Here is a 23,203-nt window from a genome sequence, read left to right on the forward strand (position 1 = left end):
AAAGACTACATCAGTCTCTTGGATACAGAACCCCAAGGGAGATATATTTTGAAATAGTGGGTTCAACTATAACAAGTGCAGGTTAAAATGATCCACCTTAATAAACCCATTTTTTTGTCTTGACAATGGGGAGCATTATAAACAATGCCATCTGGACAAATACCACCTCTGTGACTTTAATATTGAGTTGTGATGATGGCGGCGGCAGTGGTTGTGTTGATATGCAGCTTTCACGTGATGGTGTCTTTGATACAGAGCCCTGGGAGCCTTATGCCACAAGCAAAACATGGACATTCGCCACAGGTAATGGAAATAGATGGGTCTGTGTCAGATTCAGGGATGCGGCAGACAATATCTCAATTAGATATTCCGACAACACCAGGCTGGATATGTCTAAGCCAGTGGTCAGCAGTGTTTCGGATACCCCTGATCCGTTTAATCATCACCTTGGAGAAAAGACGACTATCAGCTTTACAGTCTCAGATAACCTGTCTATAACTTGTGATGTCACAGTTAAGATTTTAAATTCAGCAAACGTGCTTGTAAAAACAATTAACAAGACAGGGGTGTCCTGTCCTGTGGCAGGTGCGACAAGTTCAGTAACCTGGTATGGGAGAAACAACTCTGGTGTGTTTGTTCCTGCAGGTGTATACACATACAAAATACAGGCAAAGGATAAGGCATTGAATTATTCATTTATTAAAAGCGGGGCTGTTATTGTGCAGTGATGATAATATTAGAACCGATGCTGTTTTCACAAGATACCGGCATCTGTAGAAAAAGTGCGATTAAACATCATGTGCTCGGAAACATAGTATCAACTGCCCTGACATAACCATCGTTAAATTCAATCTGATAAAAATACAGTAGCAGAAATTATTTCATCTAAGCTATTCTGAGTATATGCCGGGAATTTTTTTGAGAGTTTTTTTAATGTGGACTTCGAGAGTCTTTTCATATTCATTTCATCTAAATCTATAGATGCTACACCCCTCGATGCGAAATAAACAAGATCAAGAAACGCCTTCTCAGGTTTTGCAATATATATCCCCCCCTCCATCTCGTAACCCCAGAAAAGTTCTTTTTTAATCTGCCTGAACTCTATGTCCCTTCCTTCTATAGTAATTCTCTTGGACTTTCTTGTAGTGGCAAATGTCAATGTGTAAGGTACAAGATTAAGAATCCCATGCCTTGAAAGCGCAGACTCGAATGAGAGATAATTCGGTATATAACGTGATGCTGCAACAATTTCCACTGCCGGTTTTGCAGTGAAGGGGCGGTAAATCCCCGGACCGACCCTTTCCAATATACCGCCATCAACCCATCTTTTCACAACTACATAAATGCTGTTTCTGGATAGTCCGGTTATTTTTTCTATATCGGAAATTGAGTAAAAAGGTCTTTTTAACCTCTCCAGAGTTTTGACAAATTCTATTGCCTTCATCTCCTAAGCCTCTCAATCACCGGCCAGAAATCCTTTGGGAGATATTTTCGTAAGTCCCTTACAAGTTCCTGTTTAGATATTGAGATAGCTTGCGGCTCGTATTCCATTTTAAGCTTCTGACATATATACCACATATCAAAAGTATCTTTGGGTTTCGCCCTGCTTTTAAGACAGGCTGTCTTGTCCTTAAATAATTGCTCAAGAGTGGCCACTCTTCCAAGGCATTGCACTGTGGATAATGGGGTAGAGATAACCGCAAGTTCTGATTTGTAACCCTTCTCAACTCTTTTTGATATTTCTATTTTTATCCTGAAAGCTGAGGGCAAATAATCGTGAATAACCTTTATTTCTCCAAGGTAGGTGTAATATTTTTCTTCTAAATCTGATATTGTAAGCTCTGAATAAGGAGAAACAAGTTTTTTAACGATGCTACTAAACTTCCCCTTCAATTTGTCCTCTGTAAGTGAAAAATCAAGGTCTTCGGAAAACCTCGGTGAGCCATAGACAAGCCTTAATGCAGTTCCCCCTTTAAATATAAGATACTTGCCTTCCGGTGAATCAAAGAGACTTTTAAGGATTAGAATCTCCCAAAACTCCCGTACGATCTGCGTTATGTCAATCTTTAACTTCTTTGCCTGATTTTCTGCTATATCACGTTCCATATTTATTATCACAATTGTTAAGTTTTATGGAACTATAAAATATTAAGGCATAAAAGTCAACTCACGAAATCCTTAACTGTTTCTTAATCTCATCAAAGTCCACTACCCTTATGTAGCCGGCCTTGAACTCTACTTCTCCATTTACAGAATAATCAAAGTGATCTTTTGTACGGGAGTCCCTCATCATAACAATTACATTGTGCACTCCAGGCTTTACTGTGAATTTCTCAAATGCAAACGAAGGGCCGTCGCTCTTTATACCTCCTGCAAAGTAGTCCCTGCTGAGTACCATTTTATTGTCAATGTAAAGCTCAAGGAATACCGGATTTCGCTCACGTGCACAATCCCCTATCTTGCCAAGCTGCATTTGTATCCTCTTGGAATTTTTAAATGATTCCCTGAACCGCTCAGCCTCTTTATTGATAATTGCCATATCATCACAATTAGCCACTTTAGAGGATGTATGTCTTACACTTACAACAAGACGGGATTCGCCTGAATTAGTAAAAACATACGGTAGTTCAGAAAAATATATTATTAAGAATGCCGGAACAACCAAAGAGACGGTTGATAGTGCATAACAAACCCTCCTTCTGACTTCTACCCTCTTGTTTCTAACCTCTTGCTTCTTGCTTCTAATTTCTTGCGTCTCCCCTCCAAGCTCTTTCTCGAAGTTCCTAAGCCCTTCCATCAATTCCTTCTTCTGTGCCTGTGCCATCCAGAACACCTTTATCTTTGACTTATCAACTGACCTGTTCAGCCTAGGTGACCTTTCATAAGCAAAACGTTCGTCTATCCATTTGTTACCAAACCTGTACTGACAGTCATTCATCCGGCATCCAAGCACAAACACACCGCCAGCCCCTGAACCAAATGCGTATTCAATCCACGACCTGTGGATCATTCCGACACATGGGAGCTTGATGTACCGGATATTTTCCGAAAATTCTCCTGGCTCACCCCCACCCTGACCCTCCCCCGTCAAGGGAGAGGGAATAAGAGGATCCACGCTGTATGAACACCCCAGTCCAAGGATTGCTGGTCGTTTACTGTTTCTTATCTCATCGAGCGCCCTTTTTATCTCTTCCAGAACGTATGATGCTGTCTTATCCGGCAGTACTACACCGTCAAAACTGCATGACCCCACACATATCCCGCATCCTGCACATCTTTCAGGCATTACTATTGCCTCAAGTTCAAAAGGTTTCCCATCTGTCCGTGGCCTGATATGAATCGCATCATAAGGACAGTCATTAAAACAAAGAGAACATCCGGTGCATTTCTCCTGCATAATCACTGCAGGAGTTGCCCTTTTAGTCCTTTTAAGCCAAGGGATTGCCGTAAGAAAAGCAAGGGATGAAACTATACTGACCCATGTCAGCCATACCGGTATTGAATTAATAACCGGAAATATGAAAAGGTAGAACCAGTCAATACCTGTTATTGCAATAATCTTTCTTGAGTTTGCAGGCAAAAGATTGACAACAGGTTTTACGATTGAGAGTAAGAGGATAAATCCCCCAATCATGTATGCCATATTCCTCGGAGGGGTCAGTACAGGTTTCGACAGCCTCATAACATGTACCCATAAGAGGAAAAATAAAAACACAGGTATGAAGAGGTGAACAAGCAGGGCTATGAAGAAAAACATTCCGGTAACGAGCTGGTCTTTTGCAAATGAAAGGGAGAGGGTTCCTTTGAATATCGGTAGGTGGTCAAGGAACTCGGTGGTAAACTGGGCTATCATCTGTGCCCTCTCATCCCAGACAAGCCAGTAACCAACAACCCCTGTAAACCATATAGCGCCGAGAACCGCAATTCCTGATAACCATGCAATCGTTCTCCAGTGACGGTACCTGTCTGTAAAAAAGATATGAAGAAGGTGGAATATGCCTGTTACAACAAGACCGGCTGAGGCGTACCGGTGTATGCTCCTGATTACGGCACCGATGTGCCATTGCCCTTCTGTAATATATTTCACAGAATCATAAGGGGTCGCAATCTTGTAGAAAATAAACATATATACACCGCTTATAAAAATCATCGTAAGGAATGTGATGGCGATGGCCCCAAGGTAATAGAAAGGATTGTACTTAGGGGTAAATATTAAGTCAGCATAATAGATAATCCTGCGGGCCGCCTTTTCAGCATATTTTAGGAATGCGGAATACATAAATTGTCTTCCTCCTCTGTTAGGAATTTAAAAACTGTATAGGGATTAACAAAGTCTATGCTTATAAATCAGGAAGATAAATGATATTTGTCATATTATGGAGAAATCAATAATATGAAAACCGGAGTACAGCATGCCTAACAAAGAGGATAACATTAAAGAAACATTTACCGGTGAAAGCCGGATGAAACGCCCATGGGCGAATTGTTTACAAAGGGGCATGAAAAGCAACGGGACAAGAATGTCCCGCCTATCCTCAATTTATTCTTGTATAGTCGGGGTTTTCTAACTTCAAACAGTGTGCGGTATTGTTCCTTCAGACATGCCTCAATTTATTCTTGGATAGGCGGGGTTTTCTAACCCCGCCGGAGGAATTTTCAAGTAAAGAGGAGAACATTATTCCGGTAGAAGACTTTTAAACTTTGAACTGTCCCCCCATTTCAAGGAGTTTTGCTGCAAGCACTGCTACCTCGGAAGACGCCGCTGCTATCTGTCCTGAACCTGTTGATGTCTCTTTGGAGACATTCGCAACCGCTAAGATGTCGCTGCTGATCTGCTCGGATGTTGCAGACATCTCCTCAGTTGCTGATGCAATCTGTTGTACCATCATCTGGAGTTCATTTACACTGGAGACGATCTTATGCAATGCGTCTCCTGTGAGGGTAGAGAATTCAACGCCTGATCCTACCATCTTCGAGACCTCGTCCATAGAAGTGACACTCTTACCGACCTCATCCTGTATCGCCCCTATCATAGAACCGATCTCCGATGTAGACTTTGCCGTCCTTTCTGCTAATTTTTTCACCTCATCAGCAACAACTGCAAACCCCTTTCCCTGTTCCCCTGCACGGGCTGCCTCAATTGCAGCGTTAAGGGCAAGAAGATTTGTCTGATCTGCAATCTCACTGATAACCCTGATAATGTCTCCAATCTGTTTTGACCGCTCTCCGAGCGAAACCATTATTTGGGATGACTCATTTACAGTCTCAGCAATATTCTTAACTTCAGAAACTGATTTATCAATAATCTGTTCTCCCTCTTTTGCCAGCCTGGTTGTCTCACTTGCTGAAGCGGCAATACTGGATGCATTCTTGGCAATTTCTACGACTGTCTGAGACATTTCCTGTGCTGCCGAGGCTATCTGTGTAGACCTGTCTGACTGTGAAATCACACCCTTTGACATCTGCTCGGAATTGGCACTTAGTTGCTGGCTTGCAGATGCCATGTTATCCGATGTAGATTTCATATCGGCAATAAGCTTTTTCAGATTTCCTGCCATGTTATCCATGGAATTTAATAATTGACCTGTCTCATCACTGCTGTCCGCAACAATTTTTACAGAAAGATTACCTTCTGCAATAGAGTTTACTATTCCTACAGCCTTGATTATCTGGTTTGTCTTATCATTCACAATAACCAATACGAGACCCATGAATACTACCATACCGCCGATTCCGGCGAATATTAACAACATCCTCCAAAAATTTTGCCCCGTAATTTCCTGTGCCTTTTTATGACTTACTTCTGTTACCGCAGTAGAAACGGTGAGTACTTCATTAATAGTGTCTGTAGAGCGATTAAACCACTCCTGTCCATCAATAGTATATTTACCGGTTTCTCCTGCAGCATAAACTTCACGGCGTGTTTCATCAAAATGACTAAGGGCCTTTTCCATAGAAGTGACTGCTTCCATTATCTTTGAGTCTAAATCTTTGTGTCCTTTCATGGCCAGAATATCAGAAATATTTAACTCTACTATTGAACGGAATGCTTTAAGTTTGTCCATTGCTGATGGCTGGATAGGTTTTCCAGAAGATATTGCCATAGCAAGGGCGGCCCGTTCCTTTCCCATATATTCAGAGATCAACCAGATTGCATGCTTTAATATCAGGTTATTCTGGGTTATCTGTTCTAATGGCATAGAAGACATAAATGCTGTCTGACGAAGTCTTGCAGAAGTCTCAATAAGGTCTGTCACCGTCTTGATCCAAACGGGCGATTCAATAAATCTTTCATTGGAAATTAAACTTGAGTCTACTTTTTTTCGGGCTTCGATCAGGTTCTTCAATGCATCGTTAGTTTGTTCTAATGTCGTGGCAAATGACGATTGCGGCTCGTCCTCTATTATTCCTTTTGCGATGGCCAATGCTTTATTGAGCTGGTTGTCACCATCTGTCCGGAATTTGTTTATTTTGCTTATTGTGTCGGAACCGGCAGCTCCACTGCTGCTAAGAGCAGTTGTTGTTAAAGCCCGCTCACGGGCCTCCTGGGCTGCTGCCGTAATAATGATGTCAGCCATTTCATTTAAGTTAGACAGCCTCAATGCAGTGGCACGTTCCTTATAAGCATTCCATCCTGATAATCCTGCCAACAATATGCATAGCAATGATAATAAAAGAACTACCCCGTTTATTAGTTTTTTTATACTGACATTTCTAAATAATACTTTAAAGAATCCCATTTTGTCTCCTTTCAAAAATAGATGGAGATATAACGGTAAATTAAATCCATAACTTAAGAAAACTGTCCTTAAAATCCATTCCGGATTGTATCACTTGACACACCATAATTCAGAATGTTAATTTACTAACCGGTATGAAGAAGTTAGGTATCATGTTATCTACTGACCCGGCAAACAGAAATCTTGAGATAGTGATTGGGATTTCAAGGGCGGCCATTAAAAAAGATATAGGGGTTTATCTCTATCTGATTGATGAAGGCGTAAGCTGTATAAATGACAGCCGCCTGACTGAGCTCTCAAAAGAAGGACTCAAACTGTTTGTATGCGCTTATGGTGCACAGAAAAAAGGTATCTCCCCATCCGACATAGCCAACTTTGGGGGGCTTGCCGTGCTTGCTGAATTGATAAACGCATGTGATAAATTCATTTCCTTTGGATAGGAGTAGTAATGGCTGTTAAGCTTGTAATGCTCATAAGGAGTAATCCTGACATTAGCCCCAGACCTGCTGAGGCCATAAGGATAGCGGCCGGACTGGGCATCGGGAAAAATCCTCTGAAGATTATTCTATCCGGTGAATCTCCACGTATTCTATCACCTGATGAAGATGACCTTAAAGATATAGACATTATTGAAAAATTCCTCCCTATGATAGAGGAGTGGAAAATTCCGGTATTTGTTGATAAAATGTCGCTGAATAATATTAACCTGACTAAATGCCCCTATAAATATCGTACAGCAGACAGCGAAGAGATTTCAGAGATTATAGCAGGCGGGCATTATGTGATGGTCTTTTGATTCACATGAAACCAATTCTCCACATAATAAATAACCCTGATGATGCACAGGCTATAGACACCGTTAGGATACAGGGGAAGGATAATGCTTATGGCGTTGCGGCTGTATTTACCGGAGGAGTACCTTCAGTGCTTCCTCCTATGCCTGATGTGAGAGTTTGTGTGTTACGGGAAGAGGAGTCTTTGAATGAAACACAAATGAGCGAGACGCTCACCAAAGGACATGAAAATCAGCGGGACAAGAATGTCCCGCCTATCCTAAATATTGGCATGGATAGGCGGGGTTTTCTTACCCCGCCGGAGAGATTGTCGGGTGAACCTATAAATATGGGAGTTGAAACTATCGGGTATGAAGATTTAATAAACCTGATTTTCAGCGTTGAGACGATTTCAGTTTGGTAAGACTGGAGGTTATTGCTTATGAAATCAGAAGAAGTTCAAAAAGTATATAATAACTATGCAAGCATTTATGATGTCCTATTCGGTATAATATCTGAAGAAGGCAGGATGTCTGCTATTAAACAGCTTCAATTAAATCCAGGCGATAAAGTGCTTGAGGTTGGGGTTGGGACAGGACTTTCCCTGCCATTATACCCGACACATTGTCATGTTACAGGCATAGACCTTTCTGAAAATATGCTGACCCGTGCCAAGAAAAGGATTCATAGAAAAGGACTTTCACACATTACCATTGAGCGTATGGATGCTACCAGTATGACATTCTCTGAAAATTCTTTTGATTCAGTTTATGCAGCATATCTTATATCTGTTGTCCCTGACCCTTATGGTGTACTATCTGAGATAAAACGTGTCTGCAGAAAAGGTGGAACAATAGTGGTTGTAAATCACTTTAAGAGCAGTAATAAACTAATATCTTCCATTGAGACTTCAATATCTCCCTTTTGCAGTAAGCACCTTGGATTCAGAACAGATTTGTGCATATCATTTATGCTGAATGACCCTGACATGAAACTTCTGGAAAGAAGGCGGCTTTCCCCCATCAGCCTATGGGAGATCGCTGTATTTCGTAATTTAAAAGGAAGTAAGTGGATATAAAACACAAAATAACCACAGAGGCACTGAGACACAGAGTTATTTAAATTATAATCCTAAAAAATATTTTTTCTGTGTCGATGTGTTTCATTATTATATTCGGAGTCTTATCATGCCACGCAACAACCTCTTTGATGACTTAGATAATATTCACTGGGAGATGGAGAGGCTTTTCCATAGTCTCTTCAACCCTAAGCACCCGTTTCACCTCTTAGCAGACAGAAGATGGAGACCGCTTACAGATATGTATGAGGTTGATGATGAACTCATGATTAAGGTTGAAATTCCGGGTGTTCACAAGGATGATATATCAATTACATTAGAAGACAGGCTCTTGGTTATCAGGGGTACAAGAAACATCCCTGAGCAAAAGTGCAGCATTGTGTATCATCAGATGGAGATTAATTATGGTGAGTTTGAGCGGGTACTGATGCTTCCTGCGGGATATGATACTGAAAAGATCAAGGCTGAACTCAAGGATAAAGAAGGATTTTTATATATTACAATAAACAAAATAGATGAAGGTACATAACTCCTCTATCCCCCTTTACTAAAGGGGGGAATAACTGGTAAGGAATATTAGACATTGTTCAAGCCTAAACCAAAAGAAAACCCTGAAAGCAATAACAATTCTTTAATAGTAAAAGGTGACATCCCTGAGACGCTCCCTGTAATCCCGTTAAAAGACACTGTAATATATCCATTTACTGTGCTCCCGCTTTTTGTTACTGATGAACGGGCTATAAAGGCAGTTGAAAATGCGATGTCTTCTCAACGCATAATTGCAGGTGTAGCTGTCAGAAACAAAGATACAGAAGATGTTTCAACTGAAGACTTCTACAGCATTGGGACTGCGGCAGTTATCCATAAGATGCTCAGGATGCCGGACAGGGGTATGGCAATTGTTGTTCAGGGTCTCGTCAAGATTGAGGTTAAGGAATTCTTATCACAGGACCCTTTCTTTAATGCATCAGTTGATGTGATTATTGAAGAACCTGCAAGGAATACACGGGTAGAGGCCCTGATGAGGACTGCAATCGCCCTTACTCAGAAGATGATCTCCCTTGCCCCGTATCTGCCTGAAGAGATCAATATTACTGCAATAAATCTTGATGACCCTTTAAAACTATCTTATCTTATATCAACAATAGTCAGGATGAAGTTGGAAGAACGGCAGGAGATACTTGAATTAGAGAGTGTTGAAGACAAATTAAACAGGGTTAACGCGATCCTCACCCGAGAAGTTGATTTACTCGAATTGGGGGGGAAGATACAGTCACAGGTTCAAAGTGAGATGTCAAAGGCGCAACGTGATTATTATCTGCGGGAACAGCTAAAGGCCATCAAACAGGAGCTTGGTGAGACTGATGAGAAGACTCAGGAATCAAATGAGTTAAGGGACAGACTAAAAGATGCAAACCTGCCTGAAGAGGTGATGAAAGAGGCAGAAAGGGAATTAGGCCGCCTTGAAAAGCTCCCCTCTGCTTCACCTGAATATAATGTGATCAGGACTTACCTTGATTATATTATCGAGATACCGTGGAATAAGAGCACTGAAGACAATCTTGACCTCATCAGGGCACAGAAGATTTTAGATGAAGATCATTATGATCTGGAAAAGATTAAGGACCGTATAGTTGAGTACCTTGCAGTAAGAAGGCTAAAGAAGGACATGAAAGGCCCTATCCTTTGCTTTGTAGGACCTCCGGGAGTCGGCAAGACATCTCTTGGACAGTCTATTGCAAGGGCGCTGGGCAGGCAATTTATACGCATGTCTGTAGGAGGAATGCGGGATGAGGCTGAGATAAGGGGTCACAGGAGGACTTATGTAGGCGCCATGCCCGGACGTATTATACAGGCACTCAGAAGGGCAGGTTCAAATAATCCGCTTTTTATGATAGATGAGATTGACAAGGTGGGAACGGACTTCCGCGGTGACCCATCTTCTGCACTACTTGAAGTACTCGACCCTGAACAGAATTTTTCATTCAGGGACTATTATCTGGATCTCCCTTTTGACCTGTCCAAGGTCATGTTTATCACAACAGCAAATGTAATACAGACGATTCAACCGGCACTCAGGGACAGGATGGAGACACTAGTCCTGTCAGGCTATACAGAAGAAGAAAAACTCGGTATTGCGAGGAATCACCTTTTACCAAAAGAACTCAAAGAGCATGGCCTCACCAATGAAAATATAGAATTTACTGATTCCGCAATATTAAAGATTACCTCAGCATATACAAGGGAGGCAGGCGTCAGGAACCTTGAGAGGGAGATTGCCACTGTATGCCGCAAGGTTGCCAGAGAAGTTGCCTCCGGCAAAATAGAAAAGGTATTTGTTAAGGCAGAGGACATACACCATTATCTCGGGCATGAAAAGGTATATTCAGAAGTTGCAAAAAGGACTGCAATTCCGGGTGTTGCCACCGGTCTTGCATGGACTGAGACAGGCGGAGATATATTATTTATTGAGTCAACGCAGATGCCCGGCAATAAAGGATTTACCCTGACAGGTCAACTCGGAGATGTTATGCAGGAATCGGCAAAGGCCGCACTTAGTTATGTACGTTCCAAGGCAAAGGAACTCGGGATACCGGAGGACTTCTTTGAAAAACACGACATACACTTACACGTCCCCTCCGGGGCCATACCAAAAGACGGGCCATCGGCCGGTGTTACCATGATCTCTTCACTTGTTTCTTTGCTTACAGGAAAACCTGTGAGGAATGATACCGCGATGACAGGTGAGATAACACTGACAGGGGTAGTCCTGCCGATTGGAGGCATAAAGGAAAAGACCCTCGCCGCACGGCGTGCAGGCATTAAAACCGTAATCCTTCCAAAAAGAAATGAGGCTGACTTAGAAGAACTGCCTGAGGAACTTAGAAAAGACATGAAGTTCGTTTATGTTGAGACCGTGGATGAGGTTCTGAAGGCGGCAATGTAATTCATCCGAAATCCCTTCCGGCGGGGTAAGAAAACCCCGCCTATCCCTATCTACGAGGATAGGCGGGACATTCTTGTCCCGCTGATTTTCATGTCCCTTTGTGATCCGAAGACTCATGTCGGTTCACACAAAAATCCTCATAACCCAAGGATATGTTTTGCTGTCAGACTTATTTCGGGGAAGTTCTGTGGCGAGAGTGTCTGCTCATTCTTTGCGATTCTCCTGAATTCATAGCCTCCGGATACTGGCGATGAGTATATTTCAATACTGTTTTCCGGAAGATTTACCATCCATACCTCCTGGATATTTGCCCTTGCATATAAGGGGATCTTTATCTCTCTATCATATACTACAGAGGTATCTGAGACCTCTATTATCAGTAATACATCTTCTGACTTTGGTAATTCGTATGAGTAGAAGTCCTCTCTGTTTTTCAGTATAGTAATATCAGGTTCAGGTTCTGATTCTTCCGTCAATAACAGTAACGGGTTCTGTACACTAACTATTACACGCCCTTGAAGTTTCCAGTTAAAAAAGCTATTTATTCTATTTACACAGGCAGAATGTCTTGTACCTATAGGTGTCATATCCACAATCCTCCCTTCTATCAGCTCAACCCTGTCATCCTCATGCAGTATCCCGGCGGAGATCATGCTGTGATATGTATCAATATTGAATCTATGTATTATTGTCTCTGTTACCATACAAAATTTCCTTACCCATTACTCCTTTGTGATATTTATAAACAGCGTCAGCTTTACAGGGTTCTTAATAGTTTTTATCGCTATAGTTTGCCTTCCCATTCTGCTGTTTGTAAATATTAGCTTATATACAGTACCATGTAAAGTAATTCATTGCGGTAACCTCACTTCAACCTTAACAACTTCGTTTTGTCGGCCATAAAGAGATTGCCCAGCACGTATGGTAGAAGCATAGCCAAGAAAGGCTTCAATGGAGGGTAAATAAACATAGCCCCCTCTCCCCCCTTCAGAAATGGCGAAGAGGGTCCGGGTGAGGGGATAAGTTTATTCCCCCTCCCTTGACGGGAGGGGGTTAGGGGGAGGGTGAGCTATGGGATTTTCCACCTCACCTTTACTCAAAGAGTCAAAGAGGAGGTGGGGATGTCTATCTTTACGGTACAGTTATCACCCTATACTTTTTGGTTCTTTCTCAAATTGAGTGGGTAAATAATATTCCCTCCCCCTTGACGGGGAAGGGAATTTTGAATATATTTTTTATTTATTATTTTGCAAACACAACCATACAAACTTCCGGTTGAATGTATGGTGTCCAATTGCTATAATCGTTTTAACAATAAATATAATTCAGGGAGGCAAAAGATGAGTGTCGGGGTAATGATTGAGTTAAAAATAGAAGATATTGCAGAATCAATTAAAAAAATGAAAAGAAAAGATAAAGAAAGGCTTCTCCTTTTGCTGTCAGGTGAAAACAAAGAAATAGCAAAAAGGCTGAGGGAGATAAAAACAAAAAAGGTAAAGACCCTGACGAGAGAGGAAGCATTTAAAGATGTCTTATAAAGATGAATACCACTTAAAAATTAAGTCTGATCTGAAAAAGCTTGATAAATCAGTAGCAAGAGAAATATATAATACACATTTAGATAAAATCATGATTGACCCTTACAATAATGAAAGACTGCATGGAGACATGGAGAGTATTTTTAGCTATCATTTCAGAAAAAACAAAGTGGATTACAGAATTGCATATTCTGTTGATGAGTCCAAAAAAGTTGTTTATTTCCTGATGATGGGAAAAAGAGAAAGCTTTTATGAGATATTAAAAAGAAGGCTGTCATAAAATTGAAAAAAAACGAATCTATTCCTACGGTATTTTCATTATTTTGTAAACATAACCATACAAACTTCCGGTTGAATGTAGTGTGTCCAATTGCTATAATCGCTTTAACAATAAATATTCTCTTTATGGAGGTTTTGAAATGAACGTTAAGTTCATCCATCCTTATGTAATTCAAAAAGAGGGAGTGCAAGGTGGGAAACCGGTAATTGCTGAAAATAGGACTCCTGTTTGCAGTATTGTGTTCTACCACAAAATGGGCGACACTCCTGAAGAAATCTTAGATAAATTTCCTCACCTGACTTTGCCCAAAATCCCAAAATATATGACGCCCTTTCCTATTATTACGATAATCAAGAAGAAATTGATAAAGAGATTGAGGACGACTCGGAAGAGAATGTACGTCGTGAGTTTGGACTGTGACTATAAAGCTATACATTGATGAGGGACTTTATTGTCACTCATAAGACATACCTGAACCGCGGTAAAAGTCTATTTGACAGGCAATATCTGTCATGCTATTCTCCATAAAAAATATCTACTCATTATGTTAGATGAATATCAAAAGTGAAATTACCTAATTATGAAAATGCAGTCGTACCACAACCCAAAATTACGGAATACCTGCTTTCATTCAAACATCGTAATGGTCGTGGAAAAGCACAATTTTTTACTCGATTCGGTTTCTCAATTGATTGTTGGGAAGCATTTGCAAAGGCATTGTTAGAACATGCCTATAATTATGACGTTACGAAGGTTGTGAAATCTCTATTTGGGACAAGATATGTTATTGAAGGATTACTTAACACACCAGATAAAAGAAATCCAGCCATCTGTTTGGTTTGGTTTATTGAAAATGACGAATCCATTCCGAGACTCGTTACGGCCTATCTCATTTAGTTAGGAGGAATATAAAGATGATAAGAGAACTTGATAGTGTAGTTCTGACGACTGACCTTCCGGAATATGGCTTAGAACAGGGGGACGTTGGTACTGTTGTCCTTGTACATCATGTTGATAAAGGGTACGAAGTAGAGTTTATGACTCTGGAAGGAGAAACCATCGCTGTAACCTCGCTTCTACCTTCACAGGTTCGTCCTATTGGTCATAGAGAGATTGCCCATGCACGTATGGTAGAAGCATAGCCAAGAAAGGCTTCAATGGATGGTAAATAAACATAAACATAGCCCCCTCTCCCCTAATGGGGAGAGGGTCAGGGTGAGGGGGCTTTTTTTAAAATTGCATGGGTTATTAGGGTACAGTAATCATCCTGTACTTATTATTGTTGCCCTCAAAGGTCTCAGCAACAACATTATCTGCATCTGAAAAAGCAATGATGTAGTATCTGCCGGTTGCCGTACCGGAAGGGATTATTACAGAAGTGCTTCCCGAACTTGCAGCACCAGAGGCAAGGGACGGCACTGACCTGCTTCCAAGCAGGGTATCACCTGAATCTAATATATTGTCAGCAGACAAGTAAAACTTTGTAGCTGAAGCAACTGAGGTACATCCGCCTTGATTCTTCGTTGTATCGCCTATACTTATGGTTTTACCTGCACCTGCATTCCACGGGACGGTGAGCAAAGGAATAATCATGTCAGGCCCTACCTTGATATATCTGTTTCTTTTATTATTGGTCTCATTGGATTCCGACACGACCCCATCCGCATCTGCCTTTGACATGATGTAGAAGTTTGTCATTCCTGAACATGTTAAGGTCGAAGGAACAGTAACGGACGTACTCCCTGAACTTATCGCACCTGCGGCAAGGGATGGGACAGACCTGCTTCCAAGCAGGGTATCACTATTATCCAGAACTGCATTGGCAGACCAGTAGAACTTAGTAGTTGAGTCACCAGCAGTAGCAGTACCCTGGTTCTTGGTAGTATCAGACAGCAGAATGGACTGACCTGGGAGTGTTGTCCATGGGGTTGTGAGGATAGAGACTATTAAGTCAACAGAAGCAACCTGTCCGGAACGTACCGGCCACACATTAAAGTCTTTGTCCTTAGTGTTGAAAAACATCGTACCACCGAGCATTTCAAAATCAAACGCATTATCCGCATAGTAGGCGGAGGAAGTAGATGACCAGTATGCCAACAACCCATTCACATTCAGGAAAGGATGTCCTGCTGGCAGGGTTGGGTTATACTGTGAAAAATCTGTAAGGCTCATAAGTTCATCTTTATCCGGAAGCCTCCAGTCAGTGTAACCACAGAGAGTTAGATTATTGGCATAGTCCAAAGCCTGCTGCCAGGTCTTTGAAGTCCCAGGTAACCTTGCATCCTTTGTCCACATCAGGCCTGTAAGATTGTCAATTACACAGTTCCCACTGACAGTAAACCTCGGACTGGGCCATGATACACCCGCCTTTATCTCCCCATCCTGACCTGTCCCTGTACAGGTAATCACATTGCCTTCACTATCAGAACAGGTCGTCTGGCCTGTCTCCCATAGCCGTGCCCCCCCCGACTGTCCTGAACGTACCGGCCACACTGTGAAGCCATCCCAGCCCTTACCGGAGTAACTACGATAGCCAGACCACATTTCAACATGCCACGCATATATTCCCGAGTAGGAAGTAGACGACACGTGGTATGCAAACTTCTGCACATTACTGAATCCCTGCGTGTTCAGCCAAGCAGGCATATTAGACTGTTCTGCATTGAACAGGCTACCATCTTCAATGACATTTGGCAGGCGCCAGTCTGTGTAGCCAAGATATGCCTCTGCATTAAGCTTTGCAACATAATCCAATGCATGTTGCCAGGTTACTTGCCCATCACCCAATGTACCATCTAAATCAAAAAATGGATCTCTACTGGCTATTAGGTTCGCATCCTGTGTCCACATCAGGCCGGTGAGGTTGTCGGTTACAGTACCATCACCGTTATTTGTAAAACGAGGACTGGGCCAGGCCACACACCTGCCTGTATATCCCCGTCCTGCCCTGTCCCTGCGCAGGCAATCACAGCTCCAAATGAGTCATAACAGGTCGTCTGCCCTGTCTTTGGCAGGTCAACCGTGCCTGCACCTGCGAGGACAAAGGCAGGCAGGAATAAGATAAACATCAGTGTCATTAAGATAATTTGTTTTGTTTTAAGCATAGTGGGTCTCCTTTTTTGAGTAAGCAGTGAGCGGTAAGCAGTAAGCAGATAAAACCTGCCTTTACTGCTTACTGCTTACTGTTTATCTCATAGCTCACCATCCCCCTAACCCCCTCCCGTCAAGGGAGGGGGGATCAGCAGGGAACGGAAAAATAAATCCAAATACCAAAATCCAAAGTTCAAATGAATGCCGAATACCAAAACGCATAATTTTATTTTTTGAACTTTGAATTTTATTTGAAATTTGGGCTTTGAAATTTGTCATTTCATGCCCAGGAACGGTTTTGGGGAAAAATACTGAGGCACAAAAAAATATTTGATAGATTATATGACTGACTGACTGACTGACTGACTGACTGACTGACTGACTGACTGACTGACTGCAATTTGCAGGCCTGATATTACTTGTGGAAGAGGAAATCATCTCACACCATCCTGTAAAACCAACGCGTTGTTTAACTATAAAGGACCTTAATGAAAACCATATTTCAACTTATGTGCGGGATATTAGCAAATCGTAATCCGGCTGTCAAGCGAATTTTGACTATATTTTTTATTTATTATTTTGCAAACACAACCATACAAACTTCCGGTTGAATGTCTGGTGTCCAATTGCTATAATCGTTTTAACAATAAATATAATTCAGGGAAGTGCGGTAATGAAAACATTTGTATGCTTTTGCAAGAGCCTCATTATTGAAAAAGAACTGTAAAATGAAGATTACGAAAAAAGAAGCCATTAAATTCAAGAATCGCTGGGAGGTGATAAATGCCTTTGAACATGATGAACTGCGAAGGACATCAATGGATATTAAAATGCAGCAGCTTGCAGCTCTTATGGCTTCAGTTAATGAGCTCGGATGGGAAAAGGCTCTGTCTGAAGGAGAAGATAAATTAAGAGAAAGATGGAACCGTCTCAGAAGGGCTTATAATGTCCTATAAAGAGAAAATTCTTGCAGGTATAGTCATTAATAATTCGTATTAATTCGTGAATATTCGTGGTCAAATGTTTTTTTAGGATTATGGTTCAGTCGGATTTCCCCATCTTTGATACAGGGTATTTTCAATATTCAAACTATCCAGTATCCGGCCTGCTATAAAGTTTACGATGTCATCTATTGATTTGGGCTTGTTATAGAAGGCGGGCATGGCGGGTATTATGTGAGCACCCATTTCTGATAAGGTAAGCAGATTACGCAGATGTATGCTGTTTAATGGTGTTTCCCTGGGTACAATAATCAGTTTGCGTTTCTCTTTTAAAATAACATCCGCGGCGCGGGCAACAAGATTTGATGCAAGGCCGGCGGCTATTGAGGCCGCTGCCTTCATGGAGCAAGGTACCACAATCATGCCGTCTGTATGAACAGAACCACTGGCAATGGGTGCAAAGAAATTCTCTTCGTTATAGTAAAGAAGATTATCCGGCTCTGCCTTAAAATAACTGCATAAGTAAGAATTAATCTCTGCCTCATTACCCTCACAATAGAAGCCTGTCTCTTCTTTCAGGATATACCATGCCGCCTTTGTAATGGTGAGATATACCCTGAATTTGCATGTGGACAGAAATTCAAGCAGTCTGATCCCATAAATCCCGCCACTTGCACCTGTAATTGCAACAACATAAGAAGGCATGATTAAGATTTCCCTTCTTTCAAATCTTCGGCAAATCCCTGTGCCGGATTGTTGTATCGAACCCAATCTGATTAATGTGTTTCTCCAGTGTCTCTGCAATAAAAACAGAACGGTGTCTGCCTCCTGTACAACCGACGCCGATATTAAGGTAGTATCTGCCTTCCTGTTCATATTGAGACATGATAAAATCTATAAACTGGAAAAGATGTTTAAGAAAGGAAGTAGTCTGTGGAATGGAAAGTATATAATCCGCCACTCCCGTATCCTGACCTGTTAATGGTTTCAACTCAGTAATGAAGTTCGGATTAGCCAGGAACCTTACGTCAAATAGCAGGTCAACATCGTATGGAACACCGTTTTTAAACCCGAATGAAATAATGTTTACGACAATCTTCTTGTCCCTGCCCTTTTCTAAGAAATGCCTGTGTATCTCTGCCTTTAACTGATGAATATTAAAATCTGAGGTATCAATAACAAGTGTGGCCTTTTCCCTGAACCACTTTAAAATCCCGCGTTCAAGTTTAATCCCTTCTATAACAGGTTTATCCGCCGCAAGAGGGTGCGGACGCCTGGTTTCACTGAACCGCCTGACAAGCACCTCATCACGGGCATCGAGGTATGCGATCTCAATAGGATAATCATTCTTTATAAGGTCATTCAGAACTGTCTCAAATTCACTTAAAAAATCTCTCTCACGAATATCAATGCCGAGTGCGATCTTATTTAGTTCACTGCCGGATTGGGTACATAATTCAACTAACTTGGGGAGCAACTGCGGCGGGAGGTTATCAATGCAGAAAAAACCTAAATCTTCAAAACACCTGAGGGCATTACTCTTTCCCGCCCCTGAGAGGCCGCTGATAACAACCATACTGGGGGTATTTATCCTCATATAACCAATTTTCTCCGTCTGCTCGCAGATGGGATCTTTAATTCCTTACGATATTTGGCAACAGTCCTTCTTGCAATCTCTATCTGTTTGTGTCTCAGATATTCCATAATCTGCTGGTCACTGAACGGTCTTTTCGGGTTTTCATCAGATATCAATCTTTCAATCATATCGCGGACACTCCTTGATGAACAATTCTCGCCGCCTGAGGTACCAAGCCCGCTGCTGAAGAAGTATTTTAATTCGAAGATGCCCTGCGGAGTGCCTACATATTTGTTGTGGGTAACACGGCTCACTGTAGATTCATGCATCTGGATATCCTCTGCTATTTCCCTTAATGTAAGGGGTTTCAATTGGTTTACACCCTTATCAAAGAAATCATTCTGATATTTTACAATACTCTGTGCAACCTTGTATATAGTCCTGTTGCGTTGTTCAATACTCCTGATCATCCAGATAGCAGACCTGAACTTATCTTCGAGATAACCCCGTTCATCTTCACCAATCTCGTTTTTTCCTTTCAGCATCTTCTTGTAAATAGGATTTATCTTGAGCTTAGGAAGCCCTTCTTCATTCATCAGAACAATGTATTCACCTTCGTATTTTATAACATAGACATCAGGGACAATATAGACATTATCCGCTGTGTAGTATGCCCTGCCGGGCTTAGGCTCAAGCTTCTCAATAATCCTTATTGCATGAGACAGGTCTTCAAGAGATATATCGAGTTTACGGGCAATAACCTGATAACGTTTTTTTTCAAAATCAGAAAGGTGATCCGACACAATTGTTTCAACTATAGTCCCTGAGAATCCTATCTGAGTAATCTGATTTAAGAGGCACTCTTTCAGATCCCTTGCTGCAACACCGGGCGGGTCAAAGCTCTGAATAAACTTTAATACTTCAAATACCTTGTCTGTTGAAGAATTGCTCTGACACGCAATCTCCTCCACTGTTGACTGAAGATAACCGTTTTCATCAAGATTTCCTATAATAAGCTCTCCGATGTCTATAGTAAGCGGCTCCGAAGTAGATAACTTTAATTGCCATATAAGATGGTCATACAGGGAGGCCGGCTTTGTTAAAATCTGTTCATAACTGGGGCTGTCCTCGTCAGCTTCTTTTCGGAAATTCAACTCCCTGTTTTCACCCCTGTCATCATCTATATAATCCTCCCATTTCATGTCAGAACCGGAGCCGTCAAGAGGTGTTATACTCTCAGCCTCTTTTTCAACAGCAGAATTAGTATTATCTGATAATTGACTGGACTTAAAATTATCTTCATCTTCTGGATCAAGGGTTTCTGAGGCGGTTTCTTCAAGTACCGGATTTTCCAATAATGCCTGGCTTATTAGCTGTTCTAATTCAAGTTTTGATAATTGAAGGAGTTTGATGGCCTGCTGAAGCTGCGGGGTCATTATAAGTTTCTGTGCAAGTCTCAGGTCTAATTTCGTGTCCATCTCTCCCCCTTCGTATTATTGATGATGTTATCCTCATGCTGTAATTTGAATCTCTCCCCAAGGTAAGCAGACCTTACCTCAGCGCTTTCAACAATCTCCTTCGGAGTGCCTGACTTCATTATTATACCTTCATTTATAATATAAACCCGGTCACATACCTCAAGGGTATGCTGTACATTATGGTCTGTAATAAGTACCCCTATGCCTCTTTCTTTTAGTTGTGTAATAATATGTTGAATATCGGATATTGAGATCGGGTCAATCCCTGCGAATGGTTCATCTAACAGGATGAAAACAGGTGAGGATGCAAGTGCCCTTGCAATCTCAACACGTCTCCTCTCACCTCCTGATAATGTATTTGCAGGTTGTTTTGAGAGATGAGAAACATTAAATTCTTTAAGAAGAGAGTTCAGCATGTCTTTACGTTCATAAGAAGACAGCGGTTGAAATTCGAGAATAGCCAGTATATTTTCTTCAACAGTAAGTTTCCTGAATATTGACGGCTCCTGCGGGAGGTAACAAACCCCCATTCTTGCACGCTTATAAGTCGGAAGGTGGGTCACGTCTGTTGAGTCAATTAGTATTCGTCCGCCGGAAGGTCTTAGTAAACCGGTGATAATTGAAAATATCGTAGTCTTACCCGCGCCATTAGGACCTAACAAACCTACAGCTTCACCTGCCATCAATGAAAGGCTTACACTGTTCACTATCTTACGACCCCTGTAAACCTTCTCCAAATTTTCCGCTATAAGATTAGTCATATATTCAGTTTCTTGCTTCTGACTTCTTGCCTCTTTCTATCTCGGATAAATCACCGCCTCCCCACCTTCTACAATAACCCTGTCTTCTTTTATAAAAACAGTGATCTTTTCTCCCATGAGTTCATCATGGCCTTCATGGATATTGGGGGCGCCGGTAAAAATCATCTTCTCATCTTTTTTATAATAAGTTACCTTATCGGCTAATATCGTTCTAACGCCTTGAGTAAATTTAACTTCTCCAGTTGCTGTTATGGTAATTAACTCACGTTTTTTCTCAAGTGCTTCTGTCCCTCCATTTTCTTTAATACCGGAAGGAGAAAACATTACTTCAACATTATTGGCTTTTAAAACAGCAGAATCACGTTCAACAACAACATCTCCCTCGAACAGGATTGTGTTTTCCTGATTTTTAAGGATCATCTTCTTAGATGTAATGGATAGCCCTCCCTCCTGATCCCGGCTTATGAAATGTGTGGATGTGGATTCCTCTCCGTAAGTACTTGCAACCGAAAATAGCAGTAGAAGTATCGGCAGGCAGACTGCTAAAATTATTTGGGAACGGTCACCACATCGTTGCCCTGACATTCTTTTTGAGTTCATATTCATCATTATCTATACGTGCAACAAAACCTTCACCTTCGAGATTGAAATTGTCCCCTTTAAGATAAACTTTACCCGGGCTTCTAACCTCTTTACTCTCTTCCAACCACCTTAAGCTGTCAGCCTTTATCGTAACATTGCTTCCAATCTTTATATCAACAGCATTATCTTCTTTCTCTAAGTAGAGTGTATTTTTATCTATATTAAATGTTCCCTTATCTGCATATAATTTAACCGGACTTTTCCTTTGAGGGTTATAGGTAATTTCTATCCCGCGTATTGATGCATCGTCTTCTCCCTCGAATATTTTTGCCTCTCTTGCCTTTATCTCCATATCTAATTTTTCTCCATTAAGACGGAAAATATGGAAATCAGTTATACTCTGGGACAGACCCCCAAGTGAAACTATTTCTAATGCCCCGCCTTGTTGGTCAACGCTTTTACCTTTAAAAAGCACTGTAATAAATATAAGAAGCAACAGGCCAATTATAATTGCCATTATGTAAGGCATAGCAGTAAGTTTCATATTAAATTATTTTATTAAAAAAATGTTAACACAATGAGATGTGCAAGTAAAGAAGATTCAGCACGAATCTTGCATAGAACTGAAAATAGAAGTTAACCTTGCGTTTAATTATCAGCCGGCTGAAACAGCAGCGTACTCTTTAATCCCCTCTTTATAAAGGTCACCGCCGTATATATCATTAATCACAATAACAGGAAAGTCTTCGACCTGAAGTATCCTGACAGCCTCTGTCCCAAGGTCCTCAAATGCAAGTATTTCAGCCTTTTTAATCTTTTTTGACAATAATGCCGCCACTCCACCGATAGCAGCGAAGTATACGCACTTGTGCTCCACAATGGCCTTTTTTACTGCCTCAGACCTTGCCCCCTTTCCAATCATACCTTTAAGGCCAAGTTCAATCAGCGTTGGAGAATAAAAGTCCATTCTTCCGGCAGTTGTAGGCCCGGCTGACCCGATCGGCATTCCTGGTTTGGCAGGTGTCGGCCCTACAAAATATATTACCTGTCCCCGTATATTAAATGGGAGGGGTTGTCCGTCTTTAATCATCTGGACAAGTCTTTTGTGCGCAGCATCCCGTGCAGTATAAAGGACACCGCTGAGTTCAACCTTATCTCCGGCCCTGAGACCGGCGATTACCTCATCTGTAAGTGGTGTTGTTATTTTTTTAGTTTTTATCATATTAACTCCTTAAGTGAATCAATAAATTGGATTCCTTAAATCACCCCATCCCCACCCTAACCCTCCCCTTGAAGGGGAGGGAAAAAACATTTGCTTCCCTCCCCCTCAGGGAGAGGGTCCGGGTGAGGGTGGGGTTTTTATGCAGTTGTGAGCCAATGACTCTAATACTTTTTCTCGCATCTTACTTCTTACTTATG

At 41.5% G+C, this 23,203-nt stretch carries 28 protein-coding genes and 1 pseudogene; 14 read left to right on the forward strand and 15 right to left on the reverse strand.

What is annotated here, in order from left to right:
* Positions 1-125: 125 nt before the first annotated feature.
* Positions 126-728: a hypothetical protein gene (locus tag HZA08_13470; protein ID MBI5194430.1), complete on the forward strand. Its 603-nt coding sequence runs from the start codon at positions 126-128 to the stop codon at positions 726-728.
* Between the two features lie 119 nt (positions 729-847).
* On the opposite strand, the gene HZA08_13475 is transcribed toward HZA08_13470, so the two are convergent.
* From HZA08_13475 to HZA08_13485, 3 genes are all read right to left on the reverse strand, one after another.
* Positions 848-1,444, reverse strand: a complete 597-nt coding sequence (locus HZA08_13475; GenBank protein MBI5194431.1) for a hypothetical protein — start codon at positions 1,442-1,444, stop codon at positions 848-850.
* Positions 1,441-2,106, reverse strand: a complete 666-nt coding sequence (locus HZA08_13480; protein ID MBI5194432.1) for a nucleotidyl transferase AbiEii/AbiGii toxin family protein — start codon at positions 2,104-2,106, stop codon at positions 1,441-1,443. Before HZA08_13480 ends, HZA08_13475 begins: the two co-directional genes overlap by 4 nt.
* A gap of 61 nt (positions 2,107-2,167) precedes the next feature.
* Positions 2,168-4,279 (reverse strand): hydrogenase iron-sulfur subunit, encoded by a 2,112-nt coding sequence (locus HZA08_13485; protein MBI5194433.1) that lies wholly within the window; start codon positions 4,277-4,279, stop codon positions 2,168-2,170.
* A 195-nt stretch (positions 4,280-4,474) separates the two neighbouring features.
* Between HZA08_13485 and HZA08_13490 the strand changes: the two genes are divergently transcribed.
* A complete protein-coding gene (locus HZA08_13490; protein MBI5194434.1) occupies positions 4,475-4,639 on the forward strand; it encodes a hypothetical protein in 165 nt (54 codons plus the stop codon).
* A gap of 55 nt (positions 4,640-4,694) precedes the next feature.
* Here HZA08_13490 and HZA08_13495 read toward each other — a convergent pair whose 3' ends face one another.
* A complete protein-coding gene (locus tag HZA08_13495; GenBank protein ID MBI5194435.1) occupies positions 4,695-6,740 on the reverse strand; it encodes a methyl-accepting chemotaxis protein in 2,046 nt (681 codons plus the stop codon).
* 134 nt (positions 6,741-6,874) lie between these two features.
* Here HZA08_13495 and HZA08_13500 point away from each other — a divergent pair, with 134 nt between their 5' ends.
* The 6 genes from HZA08_13500 (at position 6,875) to lon (ending at position 11,538) form a co-directional block, all read left to right on the forward strand.
* Positions 6,875-7,180 carry a DsrE family protein gene (locus tag HZA08_13500; GenBank protein MBI5194436.1) on the forward strand — a complete coding sequence of 102 codons (306 nt, stop codon included), beginning with the start codon at positions 6,875-6,877 and terminating at the stop codon, positions 7,178-7,180.
* 8 nt (positions 7,181-7,188) lie between these two features.
* Positions 7,189-7,536, forward strand: a complete 348-nt coding sequence (locus HZA08_13505) for a hypothetical protein (protein ID MBI5194437.1) — start codon at positions 7,189-7,191, stop codon at positions 7,534-7,536.
* 5 nt (positions 7,537-7,541) lie between these two features.
* Positions 7,542-7,937: a hypothetical protein gene (locus HZA08_13510; protein ID MBI5194438.1), complete on the forward strand. Its 396-nt coding sequence runs from the start codon at positions 7,542-7,544 to the stop codon at positions 7,935-7,937.
* An 18-nt stretch (positions 7,938-7,955) separates the two neighbouring features.
* Positions 7,956-8,591, forward strand: coding sequence for a methyltransferase domain-containing protein (locus tag HZA08_13515; protein ID MBI5194439.1), 636 nt, complete (start codon positions 7,956-7,958; stop codon positions 8,589-8,591).
* A gap of 109 nt (positions 8,592-8,700) precedes the next feature.
* A complete protein-coding gene (locus tag HZA08_13520) occupies positions 8,701-9,120 on the forward strand; it encodes an Hsp20/alpha crystallin family protein (protein MBI5194440.1) in 420 nt (139 codons plus the stop codon).
* A gap of 105 nt (positions 9,121-9,225) precedes the next feature.
* Positions 9,226-11,538, forward strand: coding sequence for an endopeptidase La (gene lon, locus HZA08_13525; GenBank protein ID MBI5194441.1), 2,313 nt, complete (start codon positions 9,226-9,228; stop codon positions 11,536-11,538).
* Here lon and HZA08_13530 read toward each other — a convergent pair.
* Positions 11,452-11,655, reverse strand: coding sequence for a hypothetical protein (locus HZA08_13530; GenBank protein MBI5194442.1), 204 nt, complete (start codon positions 11,653-11,655; stop codon positions 11,452-11,454). The two genes, lon and HZA08_13530, sit on opposite strands and share 87 nt — an antisense overlap.
* Positions 11,656-11,675: 20 nt before the next feature.
* Positions 11,676-12,242 (reverse strand): Uma2 family endonuclease, encoded by a 567-nt coding sequence (locus HZA08_13535; protein MBI5194443.1) that lies wholly within the window; start codon positions 12,240-12,242, stop codon positions 11,676-11,678.
* Positions 12,243-12,893: 651 nt separating this feature from the next.
* Between HZA08_13535 and HZA08_13540 the strand changes: the two genes are divergently transcribed.
* The 5 genes and pseudogenes from HZA08_13540 (at position 12,894) to HZA08_13560 (ending at position 14,498) form a co-directional block, all read left to right on the forward strand.
* Positions 12,894-13,076, forward strand: a complete 183-nt coding sequence (locus tag HZA08_13540; GenBank protein MBI5194444.1) for a hypothetical protein — start codon at positions 12,894-12,896, stop codon at positions 13,074-13,076.
* Entirely contained in the window at positions 13,066-13,356 is a 291-nt protein-coding gene (locus HZA08_13545) for a type II toxin-antitoxin system mRNA interferase toxin, RelE/StbE family (protein ID MBI5194445.1), read from the forward strand. The genes HZA08_13540 and HZA08_13545 overlap by 11 nt, the downstream gene beginning before the upstream one ends.
* Before the next feature lie 139 nt (positions 13,357-13,495).
* A pseudogene (locus HZA08_13550) lies at positions 13,496-13,776 on the forward strand (DUF433 domain-containing protein).
* Positions 13,777-13,920: 144 nt separating this feature from the next.
* Positions 13,921-14,253, forward strand: coding sequence for a hypothetical protein (locus HZA08_13555; protein ID MBI5194446.1), 333 nt, complete (start codon positions 13,921-13,923; stop codon positions 14,251-14,253).
* 17 nt (positions 14,254-14,270) lie between these two features.
* The gene (locus tag HZA08_13560) at positions 14,271-14,498 is read left to right on the forward strand and encodes a DUF4926 domain-containing protein (GenBank protein MBI5194447.1); all 228 of its coding nucleotides are present in this window, start codon (positions 14,271-14,273) and stop codon (positions 14,496-14,498) included.
* Positions 14,499-14,604: 106 nt separating this feature from the next.
* Here the strand turns inward: HZA08_13560 and HZA08_13565 are convergent, their stop codons facing one another.
* The gene (locus HZA08_13565) at positions 14,605-16,275 is read right to left on the reverse strand and encodes a DUF1566 domain-containing protein (protein MBI5194448.1); all 1,671 of its coding nucleotides are present in this window, start codon (positions 16,273-16,275) and stop codon (positions 14,605-14,607) included.
* Positions 16,227-16,460: a hypothetical protein gene (locus tag HZA08_13570; protein ID MBI5194449.1), complete on the reverse strand. Its 234-nt coding sequence runs from the start codon at positions 16,458-16,460 to the stop codon at positions 16,227-16,229. Before HZA08_13570 ends, HZA08_13565 begins: the two co-directional genes overlap by 49 nt.
* 714 nt (positions 16,461-17,174) lie before the next feature.
* Between HZA08_13570 and HZA08_13575 the strand changes: the two genes are divergently transcribed.
* Positions 17,175-17,402, forward strand: coding sequence for a hypothetical protein (locus tag HZA08_13575; protein ID MBI5194450.1), 228 nt, complete (start codon positions 17,175-17,177; stop codon positions 17,400-17,402).
* 78 nt (positions 17,403-17,480) lie between these two features.
* Here HZA08_13575 and HZA08_13580 read toward each other — a convergent pair whose 3' ends face one another.
* The 7 genes from HZA08_13580 to HZA08_13610 all read right to left on the reverse strand — a co-directional run bounded on the left by HZA08_13580 (position 17,481) and on the right by HZA08_13610 (position 23,006).
* Positions 17,481-18,092, reverse strand: coding sequence for a UbiX family flavin prenyltransferase (locus HZA08_13580; protein MBI5194451.1), 612 nt, complete (start codon positions 18,090-18,092; stop codon positions 17,481-17,483).
* A 19-nt stretch (positions 18,093-18,111) separates the two neighbouring features.
* A complete protein-coding gene (gene rapZ, locus HZA08_13585) occupies positions 18,112-18,984 on the reverse strand; it encodes an RNase adapter RapZ (GenBank protein MBI5194452.1) in 873 nt (290 codons plus the stop codon).
* Complete coding sequence (gene rpoN, locus HZA08_13590) at positions 18,981-20,441, reverse strand: RNA polymerase factor sigma-54 (GenBank protein ID MBI5194453.1); 1,461 nt, start codon at positions 20,439-20,441, stop codon at positions 18,981-18,983. The genes rapZ and rpoN overlap by 4 nt, the downstream gene beginning before the upstream one ends.
* Positions 20,426-21,202 carry an LPS export ABC transporter ATP-binding protein gene (gene lptB, locus HZA08_13595; protein MBI5194454.1) on the reverse strand — a complete coding sequence of 259 codons (777 nt, stop codon included), beginning with the start codon at positions 21,200-21,202 and terminating at the stop codon, positions 20,426-20,428. The genes rpoN and lptB overlap by 16 nt, the downstream gene beginning before the upstream one ends.
* Before the next feature lie 36 nt (positions 21,203-21,238).
* Entirely contained in the window at positions 21,239-21,802 is a 564-nt protein-coding gene (locus HZA08_13600) for a hypothetical protein (GenBank protein MBI5194455.1), read from the reverse strand.
* On the reverse strand, positions 21,765-22,328 hold the full coding sequence (gene lptC / locus HZA08_13605) for an LPS export ABC transporter periplasmic protein LptC (protein ID MBI5194456.1): 564 nt from the start codon (positions 22,326-22,328) through the stop codon (positions 21,765-21,767). The genes HZA08_13600 and lptC overlap by 38 nt, the downstream gene beginning before the upstream one ends.
* A gap of 111 nt (positions 22,329-22,439) precedes the next feature.
* The gene (locus HZA08_13610) at positions 22,440-23,006 is read right to left on the reverse strand and encodes a Fe-S-containing hydro-lyase (GenBank protein ID MBI5194457.1); all 567 of its coding nucleotides are present in this window, start codon (positions 23,004-23,006) and stop codon (positions 22,440-22,442) included.
* Between the last annotated feature and the right edge of the window lie 197 nt (positions 23,007-23,203).

The organism is Nitrospirota bacterium (genome assembly GCA_016212215.1).
In the GTDB taxonomy this organism is placed as follows: Bacteria; Nitrospirota; 9FT-COMBO-42-15; order HDB-SIOI813; family HDB-SIOI813; genus JACRGV01.

Bases quoted from the DNA above. Each gene is read 5' to 3' on its own strand.
- HZA08_13480 (MBI5194432.1), bottom strand. From the start codon at position 2,106: ATGGAACGTGATATAGCAGAAAATCAGGCAAAGAAGTTAAAGATTGAC.
- HZA08_13485 (MBI5194433.1), bottom strand. From the start codon at position 4,279: ATGTATTCCGCATTCCTAAAATATGCTGAAAAGGCGGCCCGCAGGATT.
- HZA08_13580 (MBI5194451.1), bottom strand. From the start codon at position 18,092: ATGCCTTCTTATGTTGTTGCAATTACAGGTGCAAGTGGCGGGATTTAT.
- lptC (MBI5194456.1), bottom strand. From the start codon at position 22,328: ATGAAACTTACTGCTATGCCTTACATAATGGCAATTATAATTGGCCTG.
- HZA08_13505 (MBI5194437.1), top strand. From the start codon at position 7,189: ATGGCTGTTAAGCTTGTAATGCTCATAAGGAGTAATCCTGACATTAGC.
- HZA08_13575 (MBI5194450.1), top strand. From the start codon at position 17,175: ATGAAGATTACGAAAAAAGAAGCCATTAAATTCAAGAATCGCTGGGAG.
- HZA08_13540 (MBI5194444.1), top strand. From the start codon at position 12,894: ATGATTGAGTTAAAAATAGAAGATATTGCAGAATCAATTAAAAAAATG.
- HZA08_13535 (MBI5194443.1), bottom strand. From the start codon at position 12,242: ATGGTAACAGAGACAATAATACATAGATTCAATATTGATACATATCAC.
- HZA08_13600 (MBI5194455.1), bottom strand. From the start codon at position 21,802: ATGAACTCAAAAAGAATGTCAGGGCAACGATGTGGTGACCGTTCCCAA.
- rapZ (MBI5194452.1), bottom strand. From the start codon at position 18,984: ATGAGGATAAATACCCCCAGTATGGTTGTTATCAGCGGCCTCTCAGGG.
- HZA08_13495 (MBI5194435.1), bottom strand. From the start codon at position 6,740: ATGGGATTCTTTAAAGTATTATTTAGAAATGTCAGTATAAAAAAACTA.
- HZA08_13475 (MBI5194431.1), bottom strand. From the start codon at position 1,444: ATGAAGGCAATAGAATTTGTCAAAACTCTGGAGAGGTTAAAAAGACCT.
- HZA08_13510 (MBI5194438.1), top strand. From the start codon at position 7,542: ATGAAACCAATTCTCCACATAATAAATAACCCTGATGATGCACAGGCT.
- HZA08_13470 (MBI5194430.1), top strand. From the start codon at position 126: ATGGGGAGCATTATAAACAATGCCATCTGGACAAATACCACCTCTGTG.
- HZA08_13520 (MBI5194440.1), top strand. From the start codon at position 8,701: ATGCCACGCAACAACCTCTTTGATGACTTAGATAATATTCACTGGGAG.
- HZA08_13490 (MBI5194434.1), top strand. From the start codon at position 4,475: ATGGGCGAATTGTTTACAAAGGGGCATGAAAAGCAACGGGACAAGAAT.
- HZA08_13545 (MBI5194445.1), top strand. From the start codon at position 13,066: ATGTCTTATAAAGATGAATACCACTTAAAAATTAAGTCTGATCTGAAA.
- HZA08_13530 (MBI5194442.1), bottom strand. From the start codon at position 11,655: ATGAGTCTTCGGATCACAAAGGGACATGAAAATCAGCGGGACAAGAAT.
- lptB (MBI5194454.1), bottom strand. From the start codon at position 21,202: ATGACTAATCTTATAGCGGAAAATTTGGAGAAGGTTTACAGGGGTCGT.
- HZA08_13560 (MBI5194447.1), top strand. From the start codon at position 14,271: ATGATAAGAGAACTTGATAGTGTAGTTCTGACGACTGACCTTCCGGAA.
- rpoN (MBI5194453.1), bottom strand. From the start codon at position 20,441: ATGGACACGAAATTAGACCTGAGACTTGCACAGAAACTTATAATGACC.
- HZA08_13500 (MBI5194436.1), top strand. From the start codon at position 6,875: ATGAAGAAGTTAGGTATCATGTTATCTACTGACCCGGCAAACAGAAAT.
- HZA08_13610 (MBI5194457.1), bottom strand. From the start codon at position 23,006: ATGATAAAAACTAAAAAAATAACAACACCACTTACAGATGAGGTAATC.
- HZA08_13570 (MBI5194449.1), bottom strand. From the start codon at position 16,460: ATGCTTAAAACAAAACAAATTATCTTAATGACACTGATGTTTATCTTA.
- HZA08_13515 (MBI5194439.1), top strand. From the start codon at position 7,956: ATGAAATCAGAAGAAGTTCAAAAAGTATATAATAACTATGCAAGCATT.